Raw genomic sequence first — 15,915 nt, forward strand, 5'->3', positions numbered from 1 at the left:
GGTAAAAAGACCGCCAATTGTCCTGTTTGCGGAGGCTGCTGACAAGTGCGAAGGTAATTTTACCTTTGGCTCGAAATAGCAGGGTAGGCTATTACCTGTTTGCCGGAGCGTGGTAATCTGCTGCTCTTGGCTCATTAATCGTTTTTAGCAGCGGCCTGAACTTGCGCCCTGGAACGGAGATTTATGACGTTTTACACACGCTTATCCATTGTCGCTATCCTACTTGCCGCACTCGTGGGTTGCGCTGGTCTCGAAAAACAACCCTCAGTGGCAGAGACCGAGCAAGAACTTGATGAGGCAGGCGTAGACGTTGTCGAGCCCGAAATTGCCGCGCCTATAGCGCGCGCTTTTGAGCCAGATACTTTCTACGCATTGTTAGTCGCCGAAATGGCCGGTAGCCGCGAGCGCTTTGATATCGCCCTGGGCAATTATGTGCAACAAGCCCATAAAACCCGTGATCCAGGGGTAATTGCCAGAGCCACGCGTATCGCTCGGTTCCTAGAGAATCGCTCGGCCGCGCTTGAAATGTCCGTGCTCTGGGTTGAGGTCGAGCCAGAAAACAATGAAGCTCGCGTGCTTGCCGCATCCGAACTGTCTGAGGCTGGGCGCTTGTCGGAAGCTTTTACCCATGCAGACTATTTAGCGGCGCAAGGCAACCCTATGTTGTTGCAGACGGTCGCTGCCTACGCCAGTAAAGGCACGGATATCGAGCGCGAACAATTGATCGTCGGGCTAGAAACGCTGAAGCCTCAGTATCCCGACGCCGTTGAGCTATGGATGGCGTTGGCGCTTGCCTACCAGCAGCAGGGGTTGATGGATCAAGCGGTGGCCGCGGTTAAAAAAGCGGTCAAGCTAGATCCAGAGCACTTTCAAGCGCAAGCCCTGCAAGCGCGTATCCGCTTCCAACAGGGCGACCAAGTGGGCGCTATTCGCCAGATGGCGGCACTGGTAGACACCAACCCGGGCGATAACCGGATTCGGTTGCAGTATGCGCGCATGCTAGCGGGCACGGATATGGTAAAGGCTGCCGATCAATTTGAGGTGTTGGTGCAGGACAATCCTCACGATGCCGATCTGCTCTTGTCTCTCGCACTGATTCGCTTCGAACAAAAGAATTTTGAGCCGGCCAAGGCGTTGTTTGAGCAGCTAACCGACATAGAGTCGCGTAGATCTACGGCTTACTACTATTTGGCGCGTATCGCTCAGCAGCAGGGTGATTTCAATGACGCGTTAAATAATTACCTGAAAGTAGAGCTGGGGCCAGATTTTATGCCGGCGCTGGTGCAAACCTTGGAGATATTGGTCGCGGCGGGCGAGTTAAAGCCGGCTAACGCAAGAATGCAGGCTGTGCGTAAAACCGTGCCTCAGCAAGTTGAGCGCTTGTTTGCCCTGGAGGCTGAGGTGTACGGCAAATACGATCACCTAGAGGCCGCTGAGCAAATCTTATCTCAGGGCCTGGCGGTAGTGCCCGATAGTACAAGGTTGCTCTTCAGTCGGGCCATGATCAACGAGCGGCGCAACATGCTCGACCTAGCCGAGCTGGATTTTCGCAAAGTTATTCGCTACGAGCCGAACAACGCCATGGCACTGAATGCCCTCGGTTACACGCTGGCTGATCGCACCGACCGGTTCGATGAGGCTTACGAGCTGATTGTGCAAGCCCATACGTTGAAGCCAGATGATGCCGCGATTATTGATAGTTTGGGCTGGGTCAGCTATCGCATGGGAAATTATACTGAGGCCCTATTGCGCTTAAAGGAGGCGTATACGCTGTTTCCCGACCCAGAAATTGCCGCCCACCTCGGTGAAGTGCTTTGGGTGACTGGCGATAGGGCGGCGGCCTTAGATGTCTGGCGCGAGGGGATCGAACTGAACCCGAATAGCGACTTGATTCCCGCGGTCATGCAACGCTTAGGTGCCCCTGAATAGATGACTCGCATTAGCAACTTACTGTGTTCGTGGCGTCAATTGGCCTTGGTGTTGGCTGGAGCATTACTGCTTCAGGCGTGTGCCGGTAAACATATACCTGTTCCCGCCGACGCCCTGCTCGATCAGCGCGAGCAGCAGTTAATGCGCCTTGAGCATTGGTCTTTTAAGGGCAAGCTCGGCGTTAAAGCGCCCGGCGAGAGTGCCTCTATTTACATTACCTGGGATCAGCAAAAACAAGATTATGTGATAAGTCTGCAGGGCCCCTTAGGGCAAGGTAGCGCTAAAGTGTTGGGCTCTAATAGCGGTGCAACCTTGGAGCAAGATGGCGAGCACTACCAGTCTGATGACGTTGAGACCTTAGTGTTCCAGCAGTTTGGTTGGCAGTTGCCAGTGCATCAATTGAAGTATTGGCTGCGCGCCTTGCCGTCACCGGCGAGCGCAGACAGGCGGCAACTCATGCGCGACGAGCAGGGGCTATTGCTTAGTCAGCAGCAGGCTGGCTGGCGTATGGAGTACAGCCAGTACCACTGGGTCGGCGAGCAGGCGCTGCCCGGTAAAATTAAGGCCGAGTCCTCGTCACTCGGCGTGCGTTTAATCTTAGTGATCAATCAATGGCAATTGGGCGCAAAAACGTTAGGGGCAAATCAGTAGTTATGCCGGTTCAATCTTCCTTGCTACGCTGGCCAGCACCGGCCAAGTTAAATCTCTGCTTGCACATCACAGGCCGCCGGCCCGATGGTTACCACAATATCCAAACCTTATTTCAGTTGCTCAATTATGGCGATTATTTGGTTTTTCACCCAACGGATGATGGCCTTATCTCGCTGGCTCAGCCCATGCTCGATGTGGCAGATGCCGATAATCTTGTGGTGCGGGCTGCCCGCGCGCTGCAGCAAGCCACGGGCTGCAGCAAGGGTGCGACCATCAGTGTTGATAAGCGCATTCCCATGGGCGGCGGTCTAGGCGGTGGTTCGTCGAATGCGGCGACCACGCTGGTGGCGTTAAATTACCTCTGGTCAACGGGGTTAAGTTTGCCGCATTTAGCCGAGGTTGGGCTGCAGCTGGGGGCCGATGTGCCGGTGTTTATTATGGGCCAGACTGCTTGGGCGGAAGGTGTTGGCGAGCGCTTAACGCCGGTGCAGATGCCGAGCCATTGGTATCTGGTGGTCACGCCAAATTGCCATGTCTCTACCGCCGCAATATTTTCAAACAAAGATTTGACAAGAGACACAGCCGACATTACAGTAGCGGCCTTTCTTGAGCAGGGTGGGCAGAATGACTGCCAAGCGTTGGTTGCAACGCTCTACCCTCAAGTGCGCCAAGTCATTGATTGGCTTAATCAATTTGGTGCAGCTCAGATGACTGGAACAGGTGCCAGTGTGTATTGCGCCTTCGCCAGTGCAGAAGCAGCACAAGCCGTTTTGTGTATTCTGCCGAAGCGTTGGCAAGGGTTCGTAGCGCAAGCTGTGAATGCATCACCCTTACATAATCTGTTACAGAAAGTTGACGTTACTGGGGCATAGCCAAGCGGTAAGGCAGCGGGTTTTGATCCCGTCATGCGAAGGTTCGAATCCTTCTGCCCCAGCCATATTCAGGTATTAAGGTGTTCGTGCGCAGGCATGCGCAACATCTTACTTCTATAATCAGTGACTTTGAGTTGATCAAAAGAATCTGACACAGACAGCTAACTGGCAGCAAAGGTAACTCCCTCGTGAACAATTTCATGGTCTTTACCGGCAACGCAAACCCTGCGTTGGCGCAAAAAATCGTTGATCAATTGGGGCTGCCTTTAGGCGATGCCAGTGTTAATAAATTCTCCGACGGCGAAATATCCGTTGAACTGAACGAAAACGTGCGCGGTTGCGATGTTTTTGTTGTGCAGTCTACTTGCGCGCCTACCAACGATAACTTAATGGAGTTGATCGTTATGGTCGACGCTTTGCGTCGCGCCTCCGCTGGCCGTATCACTGCTGTTGTTCCTTATTTTGGTTATGCTCGGCAAGATCGCCGTGTGCGTTCAGCCCGTGTGCCTATTACCGCAAAAGTCGTGGCCGATATGATGGTTGCTGTGGGTGTAGACCGGGTTTTAACTGTCGATTTACACGCCGAGCAAATTCAAGGCTTCTTCGATGTGCCGGTTGATAACGTCTACGGCTCGTCGGTCTTAATTGAAGATATCGAGCAACAAAAGTTTGAAGATTTGGTTGTGGTTTCGCCCGATATTGGCGGTGTTGTTCGCGCCCGCGCCGTGGCCAAGCAGTTGGATATTGAACTCGCCATCATCGATAAGCGTCGCCCGAAAGCCAATATGGCCGAAGTGATGAACCTGATTGGCGACGTTGATGGTCGCACCTGTTTATTGATCGATGACATGGTCGATACCGCGGGCACTTTATGTAGCGCCGCTGCCGCGTTAAAAGCGCGTGGCGCTAAGAAAGTTGTAGCCTACTGTACCCATGCAGTGTTATCCGGTAAGGCCATTGCAAACCTAGACGGCTCTGTACTTGACGAGCTAGTGGTAACGGATTCTATTCCGTTGAATGAAGCCGCGAGCCAATGTAGCCGCGTACGTCAATTGACCTTATCAAGAATGTTAGCTGAGGCGGTGCGCCGCTTGAGCAATGAAGAATCACTGAGTGCTATGTTCCGCATGTAAGCGGCGGGCACCGTGTTAAGCGCCGAATCATCGGCTTTTTAAACCCCTGTCAAAACCGGTCGCAGGTTCTGATGGATTATTGAGGACACTACAATGTCTGATGCATTTACAATTATCGCTGAAAAGCGTGACCTTGAAGGGAAAGGTGCGAGCCGCCGCCTTCGTCGTCTCGCTGGCAAAGTTCCCGCTATCATTTATGGCGGTAAGTCTGCACCTGCAAACGTTCAATTGATTCACAAGGACTTAGTAAAGTCTTTGGAGAACGAAGCATTTTACTCGCACATCATCTCTATCGTGGTGGACGGTAAAGCGGAAGACGTTTTGTTGAAAGATCTGCAGCGTCACCCCTCTAAGCCACAAATTTTGCACGCTGATTTCCAGCGCGTTGTTCGTGGCCAGAAGATGCACGTCCGCGTACCGTTGCACTTCATTAACGAAGCAACGGCCAAAGGCGTTAAGCAAGGTGGCGGTATCGTTTCTCACCTGATGACAGATTTGGAAATCAATGTATTGCCAAAAGATCTGCCAGAGTTCATTGAAGTTGATGTGGCCAATTTAGGCTTGGGCGAAAGCTTGCACATCTCTGATCTGAAACTGCCAAAAGGTGTTGAGTCTATCGAATTGTCTCACGGCGCAGAGCACGATCAGCCCGTTGTTAGCATCATCAAGCCGCGCGGTATGGCAGCAGACGACGCCAGCACTGACGAAGCGGAAGGCGAAGCAGACGCAGAGTAATTTGCTAGCGGCCCGGCTAGTTGCTGGGCTCTCTGCCTGAATATGGCCCCTGCATTATGAGCGATCCAATTAAACTCATCGTTGGTTTGGGAAACCCCGGCCTAGAGTACGATCGGACGCGACATAATGCAGGGGCCGATTTCGTTTTTGAACTAGCACGTCAGTTCAGCGCCCAATTAGTACCTGACAATAAAGTGTTCGGTTTAACCGCCAGAATATTTATTGGCAGCCAAGACGTTCGTTTACTTATCCCCACGACTTTTATGAACCGCAGTGGTCAGTCTGTGGGGGCATTGGCGACATTTTTTAAAATTGAGCCAGAGGCGATTTTAGTCGCACACGACGAATTAGATTTAGCGCCGGGCGTCGCACGGTTAAAAGTTGGCGGCGGTCATGGTGGTCACAACGGATTGCGCGACATTATTAGCTCGCTCGCTAATAACAAAAATTTTATGCGGTTGCGCATAGGTATCGGCCACCCAGGCCATGCCAGTCAGGTGTCCGGCTACGTGCTTAAACGCGCACCGATCGCGGAACAACAACTTATCGACGATGCCATTGCCGATGCCTTACGCCAAATAAAGCCAACAGTGGCTGGCGATTTGGAAGCGGCGATGCGCGAATTGCACACCAAGAAATAATTGATTTCGAGGAAATAGTTATGGGCTTTAATTGTGGAATTGTAGGTCTGCCTAATGTTGGCAAGTCCACCTTGTTTAATGCGCTGACCAATGCGGGTATAGGTGCAGAAAACTTTCCTTTCTGCACCATCGAGCCCAATGCTGGCGTGGTGGCTGTACCCGATCCGCGCCAAGATAAGCTAGCAGAAATTGTTAAACCCGAGCGCGTAGTGGCAACTACCATGGAGTTTATCGATATTGCTGGTATCGTTGCTGGCGCCTCAAAAGGCGAAGGCCTAGGTAATAAATTCCTGGCTAATATTCGCGAAACCGATGCCATTGCCCACGTCGTACGCTGCTTCGATGACGACAACGTTATTCACGTGGCTAACGGTGTAAACCCGGCTGCCGATATTGAAGTGATTAACACCGAGTTGGCCCTAGCCGATTTGGAGGCCGTTGATAAGGCGATAAACCGGTATGCCAAGGCGGCTAAGGGTCAAGATAAGCACGCTATGGCCATGAAGGCTATATTAGAAAAAATTCAACCACACTTAAATGAAGCTAAGCCCTTGCGCTCTTTTGGCCTAGATAAAGACGAGTTGTTGTTGCTGAAAGAAATTAATTTGTTAACGCTTAAACCCACCATGTATATCGCTAACGTGGGCGAAGATGGCTTTGAAAACAACCCGCATTTAGATGTAGTGACTAAAATTGCCGCTGAAGAAAAATCCGTGGTGGTGCCCATTTGCAATAAGTTAGAAGCCGATATTGCCGAGCTGGATGGCGAGGATAAAGCTGAGTTTCTCGCTGAAATGGGCATGGACGAACCGGGTTTAAATCGTGTCATTCGCGCTGGTTACCAGCTCTTGGGTTTGCAAACCTACTTTACTGCCGGCGTGAAAGAAGTGCGTGCATGGACCATAAAAGTTGGCGCCACGGCACCGCAGGCGGCGGGTGTTATCCACACGGATTTTGAAAAAGGTTTTATCCGCGCTGAGACCATCGCCTACGATGACTTTGTTGAATACAAGGGCGAGCAGGGTGCAAAAAATGCCGGAAAGTCGCGCAAAGAAGGTAAAGAATATGTCGTCAAAGATGGCGATGTATTGCACTTTTTGTTTAACGTTTAACGTTTAACGTTTAACGTTTAACGTTTAACGTTTAACGTTTAACGTTTAACGTTTAATGTTCGAATGTAAATTCTGAAAAAAAGGGATCGCGAGATCCCTTTTTTAGTTCTCGTTTCTATTGGTTAAAACTTGGCCGCTACTTTAACGTTGGCGGTTACATTATTTGCATCAATGTAGCCAATGGTGTTGGGATTTTCGGCAACGAGTTTCAATACATCCGCATCGCTATTTACCTCCTTGGGAGGCGTGCCCTGCCCAGTAAAAAGCAACTTCGACCAATAGGCTTTCAATTGGCTCGCCGATTTGTTTAGCACTTTATCCATGAATTCGGCGCTGCTGCTAGAGCTTTCAGGTTGGTTTATAGGGATGGCCGTGGAGCCGTCGGGGAAAGCCTTTGCTTTACCGAGGAATAGATGTGTGATGCCGGTTGCATCCATATTATTACTGTTGCTCGGGTGCACAATAACGGCAACCTCTGCTTGGCATATAGTGCTTGCGCTAAGTAGTCCTGCACAGATGATTTTTTTCATTTCAGGCTCCTTAGAATACGACGTCGATGCCGAAGGTTAAACTTTTGCTATCACCGGCGACGGCCAGATCAAATGAATTATCTTTTACTTCGTCGTATTGAATTTTAAACGCCGCCGAGGAATGAAAGTCCCAGCGTAGCCCAAGGAAGGTTGTGTTGTGATCTTCGGGGTCGCCTTCCGCATCTTCCTTAAACGTCGAGTAGCCTACAAAGGGTGTGTAGTCACCGACGCGATAGCCCAGTGTGAGCATGCCGGTATCCAAATTTCCGCCTAGGTCTAAACGATTTAATTCCGTGAGAAAAAAGAAGTTACCAAAGTCGCCATTTACCGCCATGCCATAAAATTTACCTTGCCGCTCATCCTTGCCATCCCATAACACAGGCACACCGCTGCGATAGCGTTTGTTGGTGTACTGCATGTGGGTCAAGCGCACTTCGAGCCAGTCTCGGCTTAGGGTCACAACACCGCCCAAAATATCTTTCCAGATTTCCCGAGTCGGTTCTAGAAAGAAGAACTCACTTAGCAACTGATTGTCTTTGCTGTCTTCATTGCCGCCATAAACACTGGCGCCAAATGCCCACTCGCCCCAGGTGTCGCGATAATTCAGATTTGCGCCGTTGTAATTAAATATTTGCCAGGTATACGTATCTGCGGGAGGTCTCATCCAGACATAGGCGTAGCCAACATCGTAGAAGTCGGAATAATAAAACAATGGCAAGCGCTTTTTGCCGGCCTGGAAAGTCCAATTGTCATTGATGTCGTAGGAAAGGTAGGCCCATTCGAGCCGTGCATTGTAATCATCTGCACCGCGGCCAACCAGTTGGGCCGTGGCTGTGAGACCCTGGGCGAGGTTGGCATTGGCCTGGATGCCGATCAACGACTCAGGCGTAAACGACCAATCTTCATCGTAGGATGACACTATGGGGTAGTCTGCGAGGAAGGTGGGTGGAACGTCGTACTGCGGAACTCCAGTCCCGCTTAGCACTTTACCGGCGTTGATGCTGGTAAAACCTGAAAAGCTGATCTCGCCGCTGGCGCTAAGTGCTGTTGCTAAAACCGCGAATCCAACAGCATTCGCCAATATTTTTTGCTGCATGGTTAACCTCTACTTTTTTTAGTCTAGGTTAACGTTAGATCAGAAATAGCACGGCGCCAGAGACTTTGGGTTTGGTCTATAAGCTAATTTGTTCTTAACCGGATCTTTTATATATTTTTCGGGCTGCGGAGCCGCTGAGGTAGCGTTTCCGCGCTGATTAGCAGGTCTATACGGACGCTTTCTTTTTAAAGATAACGTTTTTCAACCAAACTAGAGGTATAAAAAGTAAAAACCAAAATTTCTTGAGAAAGATTAAGGCCATCGCAATTAAACCAGTTTTGGCCAGAACCTTACCTGCAATTAGACCGCCAATGCCGTAGGCCGCCACTTGATCTATAGAGGGGTCGAATTGGGCGTAGCGGTTGCCGTCGGTGAAGCTGGCCATGGCGAGCACATCGTTTCGGGCGGCTTCAATTTCTGCAAGTTGTGGCATAGAGGCGATAAAGTTCAGAACCAGTACACCTTCGCGCCCTAGAATTCTAACGTTGTAATTCAACGTGTTCTCATCGGCGTCACCGAATTTAAGCTCTTTGGCCCAATAGAGTTTATGGGTTTCGGCATCGTAGTAAGGCTGTGAGGCCCAGCCGACCAGCGTAATAGCATCGTAACCCGCCTCGACTCGGAACTTGGATTCATGTTGGGTGTCGGCCTGCATGTCCGCCAGTAATTCTGCGTAATCTATCTCTGCGGCATCATCATCGTACACATGACCTTCGGCTTCGTAATCGATGGTGACGCCCCAAGATGCGCCATCAATCGGCGTATAATCGGCCGGAAACAACATGCCCAAGTTAAGTTCGCTCTCGGGGTTGCCCCAAGCCTCCTCCAGTACCCGTTTGGTGTCTTCTGGTGACAAGTAATAAAAACCTTCGGGTACGTCTAAGCTGGCGATACCACCAGGCAGGGCAATGGTTCCGGTTTGTGGGGTCAATGAGTCGAGGAAGTCGGCGGCCCATTGTTGGTAGGCTTGCTCTTCGCTGGTTACCTCTGCTGTTATCACATCGGCGTCTGCTGCATCGGTGGGTGTTTGCGCGAAACTTACGCTGGTTAGGCTGAGTGCGAGCAAGAAGGCAAGTGTTAAGCGGGTTAGGTTTAGCATCGGTCGTCCTTGTAAGTGTTTATTATTAGGCAATGTTTGTGGCGCGATTTTTAAACAATAACATGAGTAGCGGCAAGTTCAGCACTAGGTAGCTGCCGAAAATTAGCGCGGTGGTAATGGACAGTAATTGCCAGCAGAGCGCGAAGCCTATAACCGTTAATGCGTAGCGCAATAGCTCCCAGCGCAGAGAGCCTTGATCTAACAAATGGCCGGTGCTGATCAGCGGCAAGGTCACAAAAAGCCAGCCCAGCAACTTCAACCCTATCGCTAAATCGGCAAAATGAAAGATAAAATAAAAGCCAGTGATAAGACCGGCACTGAATTGGAACAGTGCGTAGGCCTGCATTGCCTTGTCAACGGGGGGGTTATATTTCGTAAAGTTGTCTAAATTGGGCTTTAGGAAAGGGAGCTTTGCCTCCATATCTGCAGGGCGCCATCCCGTTGGCATAAACCAAATTCGAATCTTGTCCCAAATGCTGCTGCAGTAAATCGCATCCCTTAGCAAATACCACCAAACCTGCAAATTGGCCCGCAAGGGGTTCATAGTGTGCAGGGCTCGGCTAACACCGTAGATGATGGGTGTGTCTTTTCGCTCTTCTTGAAAACTATTAAAGAGCTTGTCCCAAATAATAAAAACACCGCCGTAGTTTCTGTCCCAATAGAGAGGGTTTTGTGCGTGATGCACGCGATGGTGTGATGGGGTTACAAACCACTTTTCCATCCAGCCACATTTGTCGATATGTTGCGTATGCACCCAAAATTGGTACAGCAAGTTGAAGCCGGCGCTGGCAATAATAATCTCGGCAGGAATGCCTAACATGTACAGTGGGATGGCGAATATCCAATCGAAAAAGCCGCCGCTGGTTTGTCGCAGCGCGGTACTTAAGTTGTAGTCTTCACTTTGGTGGTGCACCACGTGCCCGGCCCAGAGGCAATTAATTTCATGGTTTAGGCGATGATTCCAATAATAGGTGAGGTCATACCCGATAAAGGCCACAATCCAAGTGACTATTGGGTAATCTTGCCACGGGATGACGTTGAGCTTAGGTAGCCACTCGGCCATCACATAGGCGCCAAGCGCAAAGATGATCAGGCGATGGGTGCGCGAGATGACGCCGAGCGACATGCTGGCAATGGCATCGTTGAGGCGATAGAACTGGGTGCCGCGTTTTTTATCCACCCAAAGTTCTAGGGCAATAAGAATCAGGTAGAAGGGAGCTGCTAAAACGGTAATGAGTTGCGCCATAACGCTACCTCTCAATAGTGTGACGTCTGCTTTTTGTTATAGCTTTTGCGTCATTTTTTATTATAAGAACAAACAAGGGGCTTGAAGCCCCTTGTTTGTTTTGCACAGGTAAAGCGTATAACTTAGAAGTTGTAGCGACCCTGAATGCCATACATGCGTGGCATGCCACGTGTGGCTACAGGTGAGCCTAGGCCATCGCCTGTACCGCCGATGTCCCACAGATACTCTTCGTCGGTGAGGTTGTTGGCATATAGCGCAACAGACCAATCGCCAGCATCATTTTCGAGCGTTGCACGCGCGTTAACGATGTTGAAGGCATCGATGTTTTGACCATCATCTACGCCGGTGTTGTTTACGCGTTCGCCGGTGTAGTTGTAATCACCGCGTAAGCGTAAAGCGAGATCGCCACCGAAATGCAGTGTGTATTCGGCCATAGCATTGAACTTATGCTTAGGCATAGACGACAAAGGTTCGCCTTCAAGGCTAAAGCCAGGTTCGTCACCCAAGAATGGGTTGTACTTGGTGTACTCGGTATATACGTAGCCGTAGTTGGCACCCAGCATCAGATTTTCGGTGGCGAGGAACTGCCAATCGAATTCGAAACCGCGGCCTTCAGCGTCGGCATTGTTGATGTTGTAGGTTGGGATCACACCTTCAGGCCCAGACAACTTCAAAATTTGTAGGTTGTCGTAGGTGAAGGCATAAACTGACGTATTGAAACGCATACGGCCATCCATCAGCTTTGACTTCATACCGAGTTCGAAGTTGAGAACATCTTCTGGTTCGAAGGCAGGGTCATTACCTAGGCTATTAAAGCCGCCGGCTTTGTAACCCTTGGCAATAGATGCAAACAGCATGGTGTCATCGGTTGCAGCGTAGTTGACGACCAAGCGTGGATCGACAGAACTCCACGTATCGCTCTTCAGCTCAGGATTTCCAGCTGTGCCGATTTGTTCAGCGAAAATGAGACCGAACGGAAGTTGTGTTGGAATGTTAGGGTTCACATTGGCGTTTAGGAAAGCTGCGCTCACGCTAGCTCCACCAGTTGCTGGGCCGCTGAGCGTGTCGATTAAGATGGCATTGGTGTAATTTGTTTGAATCTCGAAGTCTTTACTGTCTTGGCTCCAGCGTAAACCTAAGGTGACATCTAACTTATCGGTGAATGAATAGGTCATGTCACCGTAAACGGCATAACTCGTTAGCTCGCGGTTGTTGTGCATGGCTTCCTGCCAAGGCAGGCCAGCATTGCTTGGGCCCATGTTTGCAATGACAGCGTTTTGGATGTCAGTCGCATTCATACCCAAGCCAAATGGGCTTAGCGCGGCGTTAATAAGAGGTGCAATGTTGCCGCCAATAAATCCTGTCATGCCTGCTGTAACCGGAGCATAGGTATTAACGAAAGCGGCAGGATTGCCTACGCCATCGGGACACAAGCCACCGGCAGCGCCTTTTTTGCATGCATCCACGAGGAAGAATGTGTCTAAGGTTAGAGTGGTGGCATCAACTAAATAAGTTTGATCAATTTCATCTTTGAAGTAGCTAGCACCCACAAACCACTTTAGCTTTTCATCCGCGTAGTTCAGACGGAACTCTTGGCTCAGTTGATCTTGCTTTTCGATGGTGTCGGTAGTTAAAAAGAAGCGCGCAATATCAGTGCCGTCTTCTTCTTCGTTCTGGTGGAACTCGTAGCCGCGCTTCGCCGTGATCGAGGTAAAGGTGTAGTTATCGAAATCGTGGCTAATGGTTAAGCTGGTACCGCGGATGGTGCGATCGTTAAAGCCGGCATTATCCGTGGTGTAATCGTCGTATAGGGCATCTGGCGCCAAGGTAAAGCTAGAGCCGATAGGGCCATCTGAATCTTCTTTGTTGTAGTCTGCGCGCAAAGTGACATCGGTATTGTCGCCCGCTTGCCATAACAGAGCACCTACAACACCTTGATCGTCTTCGATCCAAAGGTCGTCGCCAGCAATGCCGGTGGTAGACGCGTTATTAATGAAGCCGTCGCGGGTATTGGTATAGCCGCCAACACGTAAAGAAACGGTATCGGTTAGGCCGGTATTGAAGCCCAGCGCAATTTTCTGCTTGTTGTAGTTGCCCATCTGGACATCAACATAGCCTTCAGTTTCCTGCGAAGGTGCTTTGGTGGTGATGCTGATGGCACCAGCGGCTGCGTTACGACCAAATAGGGTACCCTGTGGGCCTTTCAAGACTTCAACACGATCAATGTCATTGAAGTTAACCAGTGCGCTACCGCCGTGACCGGTGTAGACGCCATCCACATAAACCGCTACGGCTGGATCGGAGCCCGAACCGAAGTCGTTGGTAGAGATGCCGCGAATGGTGAAACTGGCTTGGCTGGTGTCGCCCACGTTGGTTTCAACGCCGGGAATGAATGTACCTAGGTCGTTAACGTTTTGTGCGCCCAGGTCGCGTACGCCGTCTACAGAGAAGGCGTTGATAGTAATAGGTACGTCGTCAACCGATTCGGCGCGTTTTTGCGCGGTTACGGTGATCTCTTCCAGCGCATAGTCTTGCGCCAGCGTGGGTAAAGCGATGGTGGTCAGTGCTGTAGCTATTGCTAGCGATAAACTGCTAGGGGCATAGCGGCGAAGTGTGCTCTTCGGAGAAATCATAGTCGGCTCTCTAATTAATGTTATTTTAAGCGTCATCATCGGCACTATCGTTATGCCGTCGGCCTAACATAAAGGATTTTCCTAAATGTTCAATGACCTTATGAGACTTGTTGGTCACTAATTTAGCAATTAATTTACCGTTTGTGTTCCATTGTTGTGTAAAAAGATACGTTATAAAGCTGTGGTGTTGGACTCTCGTTCCGTCTTTATACCCTCGGCGCCGGCGTAATCTAGGCGAACGGTATTATTCAGCCATGCATTGTGCGGGCGCCTGCCGATCATAACGGAGATTTTCATTGGATCAAATAACAGGGCGCTGGCGATTGGGATTATTGTTAGCGTTAAGCACGGCTCTGATGTGGGGTTTATTGCCTATCGCGTTAAAGGGCATTTTGGGCTCAATGGACGCGGTTACCATCACTTGGTTTCGCTTTTTTGTTTCTGCCTTGTTTATCGGTGCCTATATTCACGTTAAAGGGGGCTTCCCTTGGCGAAAGTTGACCGTTCGCAGTATGGCAATCAAGTTCACCGTTGCCACTGTTTGTTTATTGGGCAATTTCTTGTTGTATCTCATAGGGCTTGATTACACCACCGCCTCAGCGGCACAGGTCATGATTCAAGTGGCGCCCATGCTGATGTTGCTATTGAGTCTAGTGTTATTCAAAGAGCGTTTCTCGTTAGGCCAAGCCTTCGGCGTGCTGTTGTTTGTGTCTGGCTTGCTGTTGTTTTTCAATCTTCGTTTGGAAGAGCTAATTGGCGCCCAAGGCCGTTATGCCTTCGGCGTGCTGTTGGTTTTTGTGGCTGCGGTAATATGGGCTGTGTATGGCGTCATTCAGAAGCAGCTGCACAAGAGCTTCACCTCGATGGAGATTTTGTGGCTTATCTTTGTCGTCGGAGCATTGGTATTTGCGCCAAAAGCGAATTTTGGTAGTTTTCAAGGGCTAAGGTTATTTGAGTGGGTTTGCCTTATATTTGCGGCGCTAAATACCATCGTTGCCTATGGTACTTTTGCCTATGCCTTGCAGCACTGGGAGGCGAGCCGGGTTAGCGCCACCATCACCGTGGTGCCCGTTATTACCTTGCTGGGGGTGCAATTGACCAATTGGTTGATGCCAAATCTGATTGTGGTGGAACCAATGAATGTGCTGAGTTGGATTGGTGCAGCGCTTGTGGTGTTGGGCTCCATGGCCGCAGCCCTATTAAAAGCCCGCACTAAGCGAATTAGCGCTTGACAGCTTGGGGGTGAATTGCCAAAATTCGCGCCCTCTTTGAGCAGGCAATTCTGGCCTGAACAAAGCAGTATGGCTAGATAGCTCAGTTGGTTAGAGCACAGCACTCATAATGCTGGGGTCGGCGGTTCAAATCCGCCTCTAGCTACCATATTTGAAAAACCCAGCAGGCTTACCTGCTGGGTTTTTTTTCGTCCGTATAGGTCTGCTTACAATGCCCGTTTAAGCTCGCAGCCCTGCCACTCTAGCTTCAGTTGGACGCACTAAAATTGATAGCGCACTTCTACCGTGAAGTCATCCTCACTCCAGTTGGCTTTGTAGCGCATGCCCTCTGTGTAGCGGTTTACCCCGGCGGCGTACTCGCCTTGCAGTAAGGTCCAAGCGGGGGTGCCGAGGGATTGTTTGAGTGAGTTTGACAGCAGTCTGTCGCTCGAGCGGCGGATTTTCACTTGCGTCGCTGCAGCGGAGGACTGGATGTTATCGACCATCCGGTCGGTGATGCGCTGGGCCTCTGAACCAAATGCCGGTTGGGCGACGGCGGTGGAGCAGCTGCCAACGACGAGTGCCATGCGAATAAAGCGCTGCCAGCGCAGCGCACGGGCAAGTTGGCGCTTATTGATGGAGGCTTGTTGCAGTAGTATCTCGCCAAGGGGCGCGTGGGTGAGCTTTTGGGTGCGGCTGGCGCGCGCTAGGTCGTCGGCCTTGACCCATTGCCGTTCGAGTAGGATGTCGCCGATTCTGGGTGCTTGTTGAGTTGCCATGGTGCACGCCCTCACGCTAGTGAAGAGACTATTTTAGCGCTATTTTAGGCGTTGCTCAGCCTTAGCTTCCCGCATGGTTAGACTGAATATTTATGACCTGATTTTTTGATATAGCCGCCGTCCAATAAGTTTGAGCTGTTAGTGCTCGCAGCGACATTCCCCCCGTTGGGGTAGGGCTGACGGCACAGGATTGGGGTAGTCTCAGGGACGGTTAATTCATGCCGTTACTCTGCTTATGGGGGATGCGT

At 50.6% G+C, this 15,915-nt stretch carries 14 protein-coding genes and 2 tRNA genes; 10 read left to right on the top strand and 6 right to left on the bottom strand.

The window, feature by feature from the left end; all coding sequences use genetic code 11:
• Positions 1 to 183: 183 nt before the first annotated feature.
• The 8 genes from ACGHTT_RS02220 to ychF all read left to right on the top strand — a co-directional run bounded on the left by ACGHTT_RS02220 (position 184) and on the right by ychF (position 7,073).
• The gene (locus tag ACGHTT_RS02220; RefSeq protein WP_390593256.1) at positions 184 to 1,929 is read left to right on the top strand and encodes a tetratricopeptide repeat protein; all 1,746 of its coding nucleotides are present in this window, start codon (positions 184 to 186) and stop codon (positions 1,927 to 1,929) included.
• Positions 1,930 to 2,580: a lipoprotein insertase outer membrane protein LolB gene (gene lolB / locus ACGHTT_RS02225; RefSeq protein ID WP_390593258.1), complete on the top strand. Its 651-nt coding sequence runs from the start codon at positions 1,930 to 1,932 to the stop codon at positions 2,578 to 2,580. It abuts the gene before it with no gap.
• A 2-nt stretch (positions 2,581 to 2,582) separates the two neighbouring features.
• Positions 2,583 to 3,452: a 4-(cytidine 5'-diphospho)-2-C-methyl-D-erythritol kinase gene (ispE, locus tag ACGHTT_RS02230; RefSeq protein WP_390593259.1), complete on the top strand. Its 870-nt coding sequence runs from the start codon at positions 2,583 to 2,585 to the stop codon at positions 3,450 to 3,452.
• Positions 3,443 to 3,517: transfer RNA gene (locus tag ACGHTT_RS02235), tRNA-Gln, on the top strand. Before ispE ends, ACGHTT_RS02235 begins: the two co-directional genes overlap by 10 nt.
• Positions 3,518 to 3,652: 135 nt before the next feature.
• A complete protein-coding gene (locus ACGHTT_RS02240; RefSeq protein WP_390594970.1) occupies positions 3,653 to 4,585 on the top strand; it encodes a ribose-phosphate pyrophosphokinase in 933 nt (310 codons plus the stop codon).
• 93 nt (positions 4,586 to 4,678) lie between these two features.
• Complete coding sequence (locus ACGHTT_RS02245; protein ID WP_390593262.1) at positions 4,679 to 5,320, top strand: 50S ribosomal protein L25/general stress protein Ctc; 642 nt, start codon at positions 4,679 to 4,681, stop codon at positions 5,318 to 5,320.
• 56 nt (positions 5,321 to 5,376) lie between these two features.
• A complete protein-coding gene (gene pth / locus ACGHTT_RS02250; RefSeq protein WP_390593263.1) occupies positions 5,377 to 5,961 on the top strand; it encodes an aminoacyl-tRNA hydrolase in 585 nt (194 codons plus the stop codon).
• A 20-nt stretch (positions 5,962 to 5,981) separates the two neighbouring features.
• Entirely contained in the window at positions 5,982 to 7,073 is a 1,092-nt protein-coding gene (ychF, locus tag ACGHTT_RS02255; RefSeq protein ID WP_390593264.1) for a redox-regulated ATPase YchF, read from the top strand.
• Positions 7,074 to 7,195: 122 nt separating this feature from the next.
• Here the strand turns inward: ychF and ACGHTT_RS02260 are convergent, their stop codons facing one another.
• From ACGHTT_RS02260 to ACGHTT_RS02280, 5 genes are all read right to left on the bottom strand, one after another.
• Positions 7,196 to 7,603 carry a phosphate ABC transporter substrate-binding protein gene (locus ACGHTT_RS02260; protein ID WP_390593265.1) on the bottom strand — a complete coding sequence of 136 codons (408 nt, stop codon included), beginning with the start codon at positions 7,601 to 7,603 and terminating at the stop codon, positions 7,196 to 7,198.
• 10 nt (positions 7,604 to 7,613) lie between these two features.
• On the bottom strand, positions 7,614 to 8,699 hold the full coding sequence (locus tag ACGHTT_RS02265) for a porin (RefSeq protein ID WP_390593266.1): 1,086 nt from the start codon (positions 8,697 to 8,699) through the stop codon (positions 7,614 to 7,616).
• A 166-nt stretch (positions 8,700 to 8,865) separates the two neighbouring features.
• Positions 8,866 to 9,798, bottom strand: a complete 933-nt coding sequence (locus tag ACGHTT_RS02270; protein ID WP_390593267.1) for a DUF2167 domain-containing protein — start codon at positions 9,796 to 9,798, stop codon at positions 8,866 to 8,868.
• 25 nt (positions 9,799 to 9,823) lie between these two features.
• The gene (locus ACGHTT_RS02275) at positions 9,824 to 11,044 is read right to left on the bottom strand and encodes a sterol desaturase family protein (protein ID WP_390593268.1); all 1,221 of its coding nucleotides are present in this window, start codon (positions 11,042 to 11,044) and stop codon (positions 9,824 to 9,826) included.
• A gap of 122 nt (positions 11,045 to 11,166) precedes the next feature.
• The gene (locus ACGHTT_RS02280; protein WP_390593271.1) at positions 11,167 to 13,677 is read right to left on the bottom strand and encodes a TonB-dependent receptor; all 2,511 of its coding nucleotides are present in this window, start codon (positions 13,675 to 13,677) and stop codon (positions 11,167 to 11,169) included.
• 296 nt (positions 13,678 to 13,973) lie between these two features.
• Here ACGHTT_RS02280 and ACGHTT_RS02285 point away from each other — a divergent pair, with 296 nt between their 5' ends.
• On the top strand, positions 13,974 to 14,909 hold the full coding sequence (locus ACGHTT_RS02285) for a DMT family transporter (protein ID WP_390593272.1): 936 nt from the start codon (positions 13,974 to 13,976) through the stop codon (positions 14,907 to 14,909).
• A gap of 71 nt (positions 14,910 to 14,980) precedes the next feature.
• Positions 14,981 to 15,057: transfer RNA gene (locus tag ACGHTT_RS02290), tRNA-Met, on the top strand.
• Between the two features lie 112 nt (positions 15,058 to 15,169).
• On the opposite strand, the gene ACGHTT_RS02295 is transcribed toward ACGHTT_RS02290, so the two are convergent.
• Positions 15,170 to 15,667, bottom strand: a complete 498-nt coding sequence (locus ACGHTT_RS02295) for a hypothetical protein (protein ID WP_390593274.1) — start codon at positions 15,665 to 15,667, stop codon at positions 15,170 to 15,172.
• Positions 15,668 to 15,915 lie beyond the last annotated feature (248 nt).

It is taken from the genome of Simiduia litorea (assembly GCF_042853465.1).
GTDB lineage: Bacteria > Pseudomonadota > Gammaproteobacteria > Pseudomonadales > Cellvibrionaceae > Simiduia > Simiduia litorea.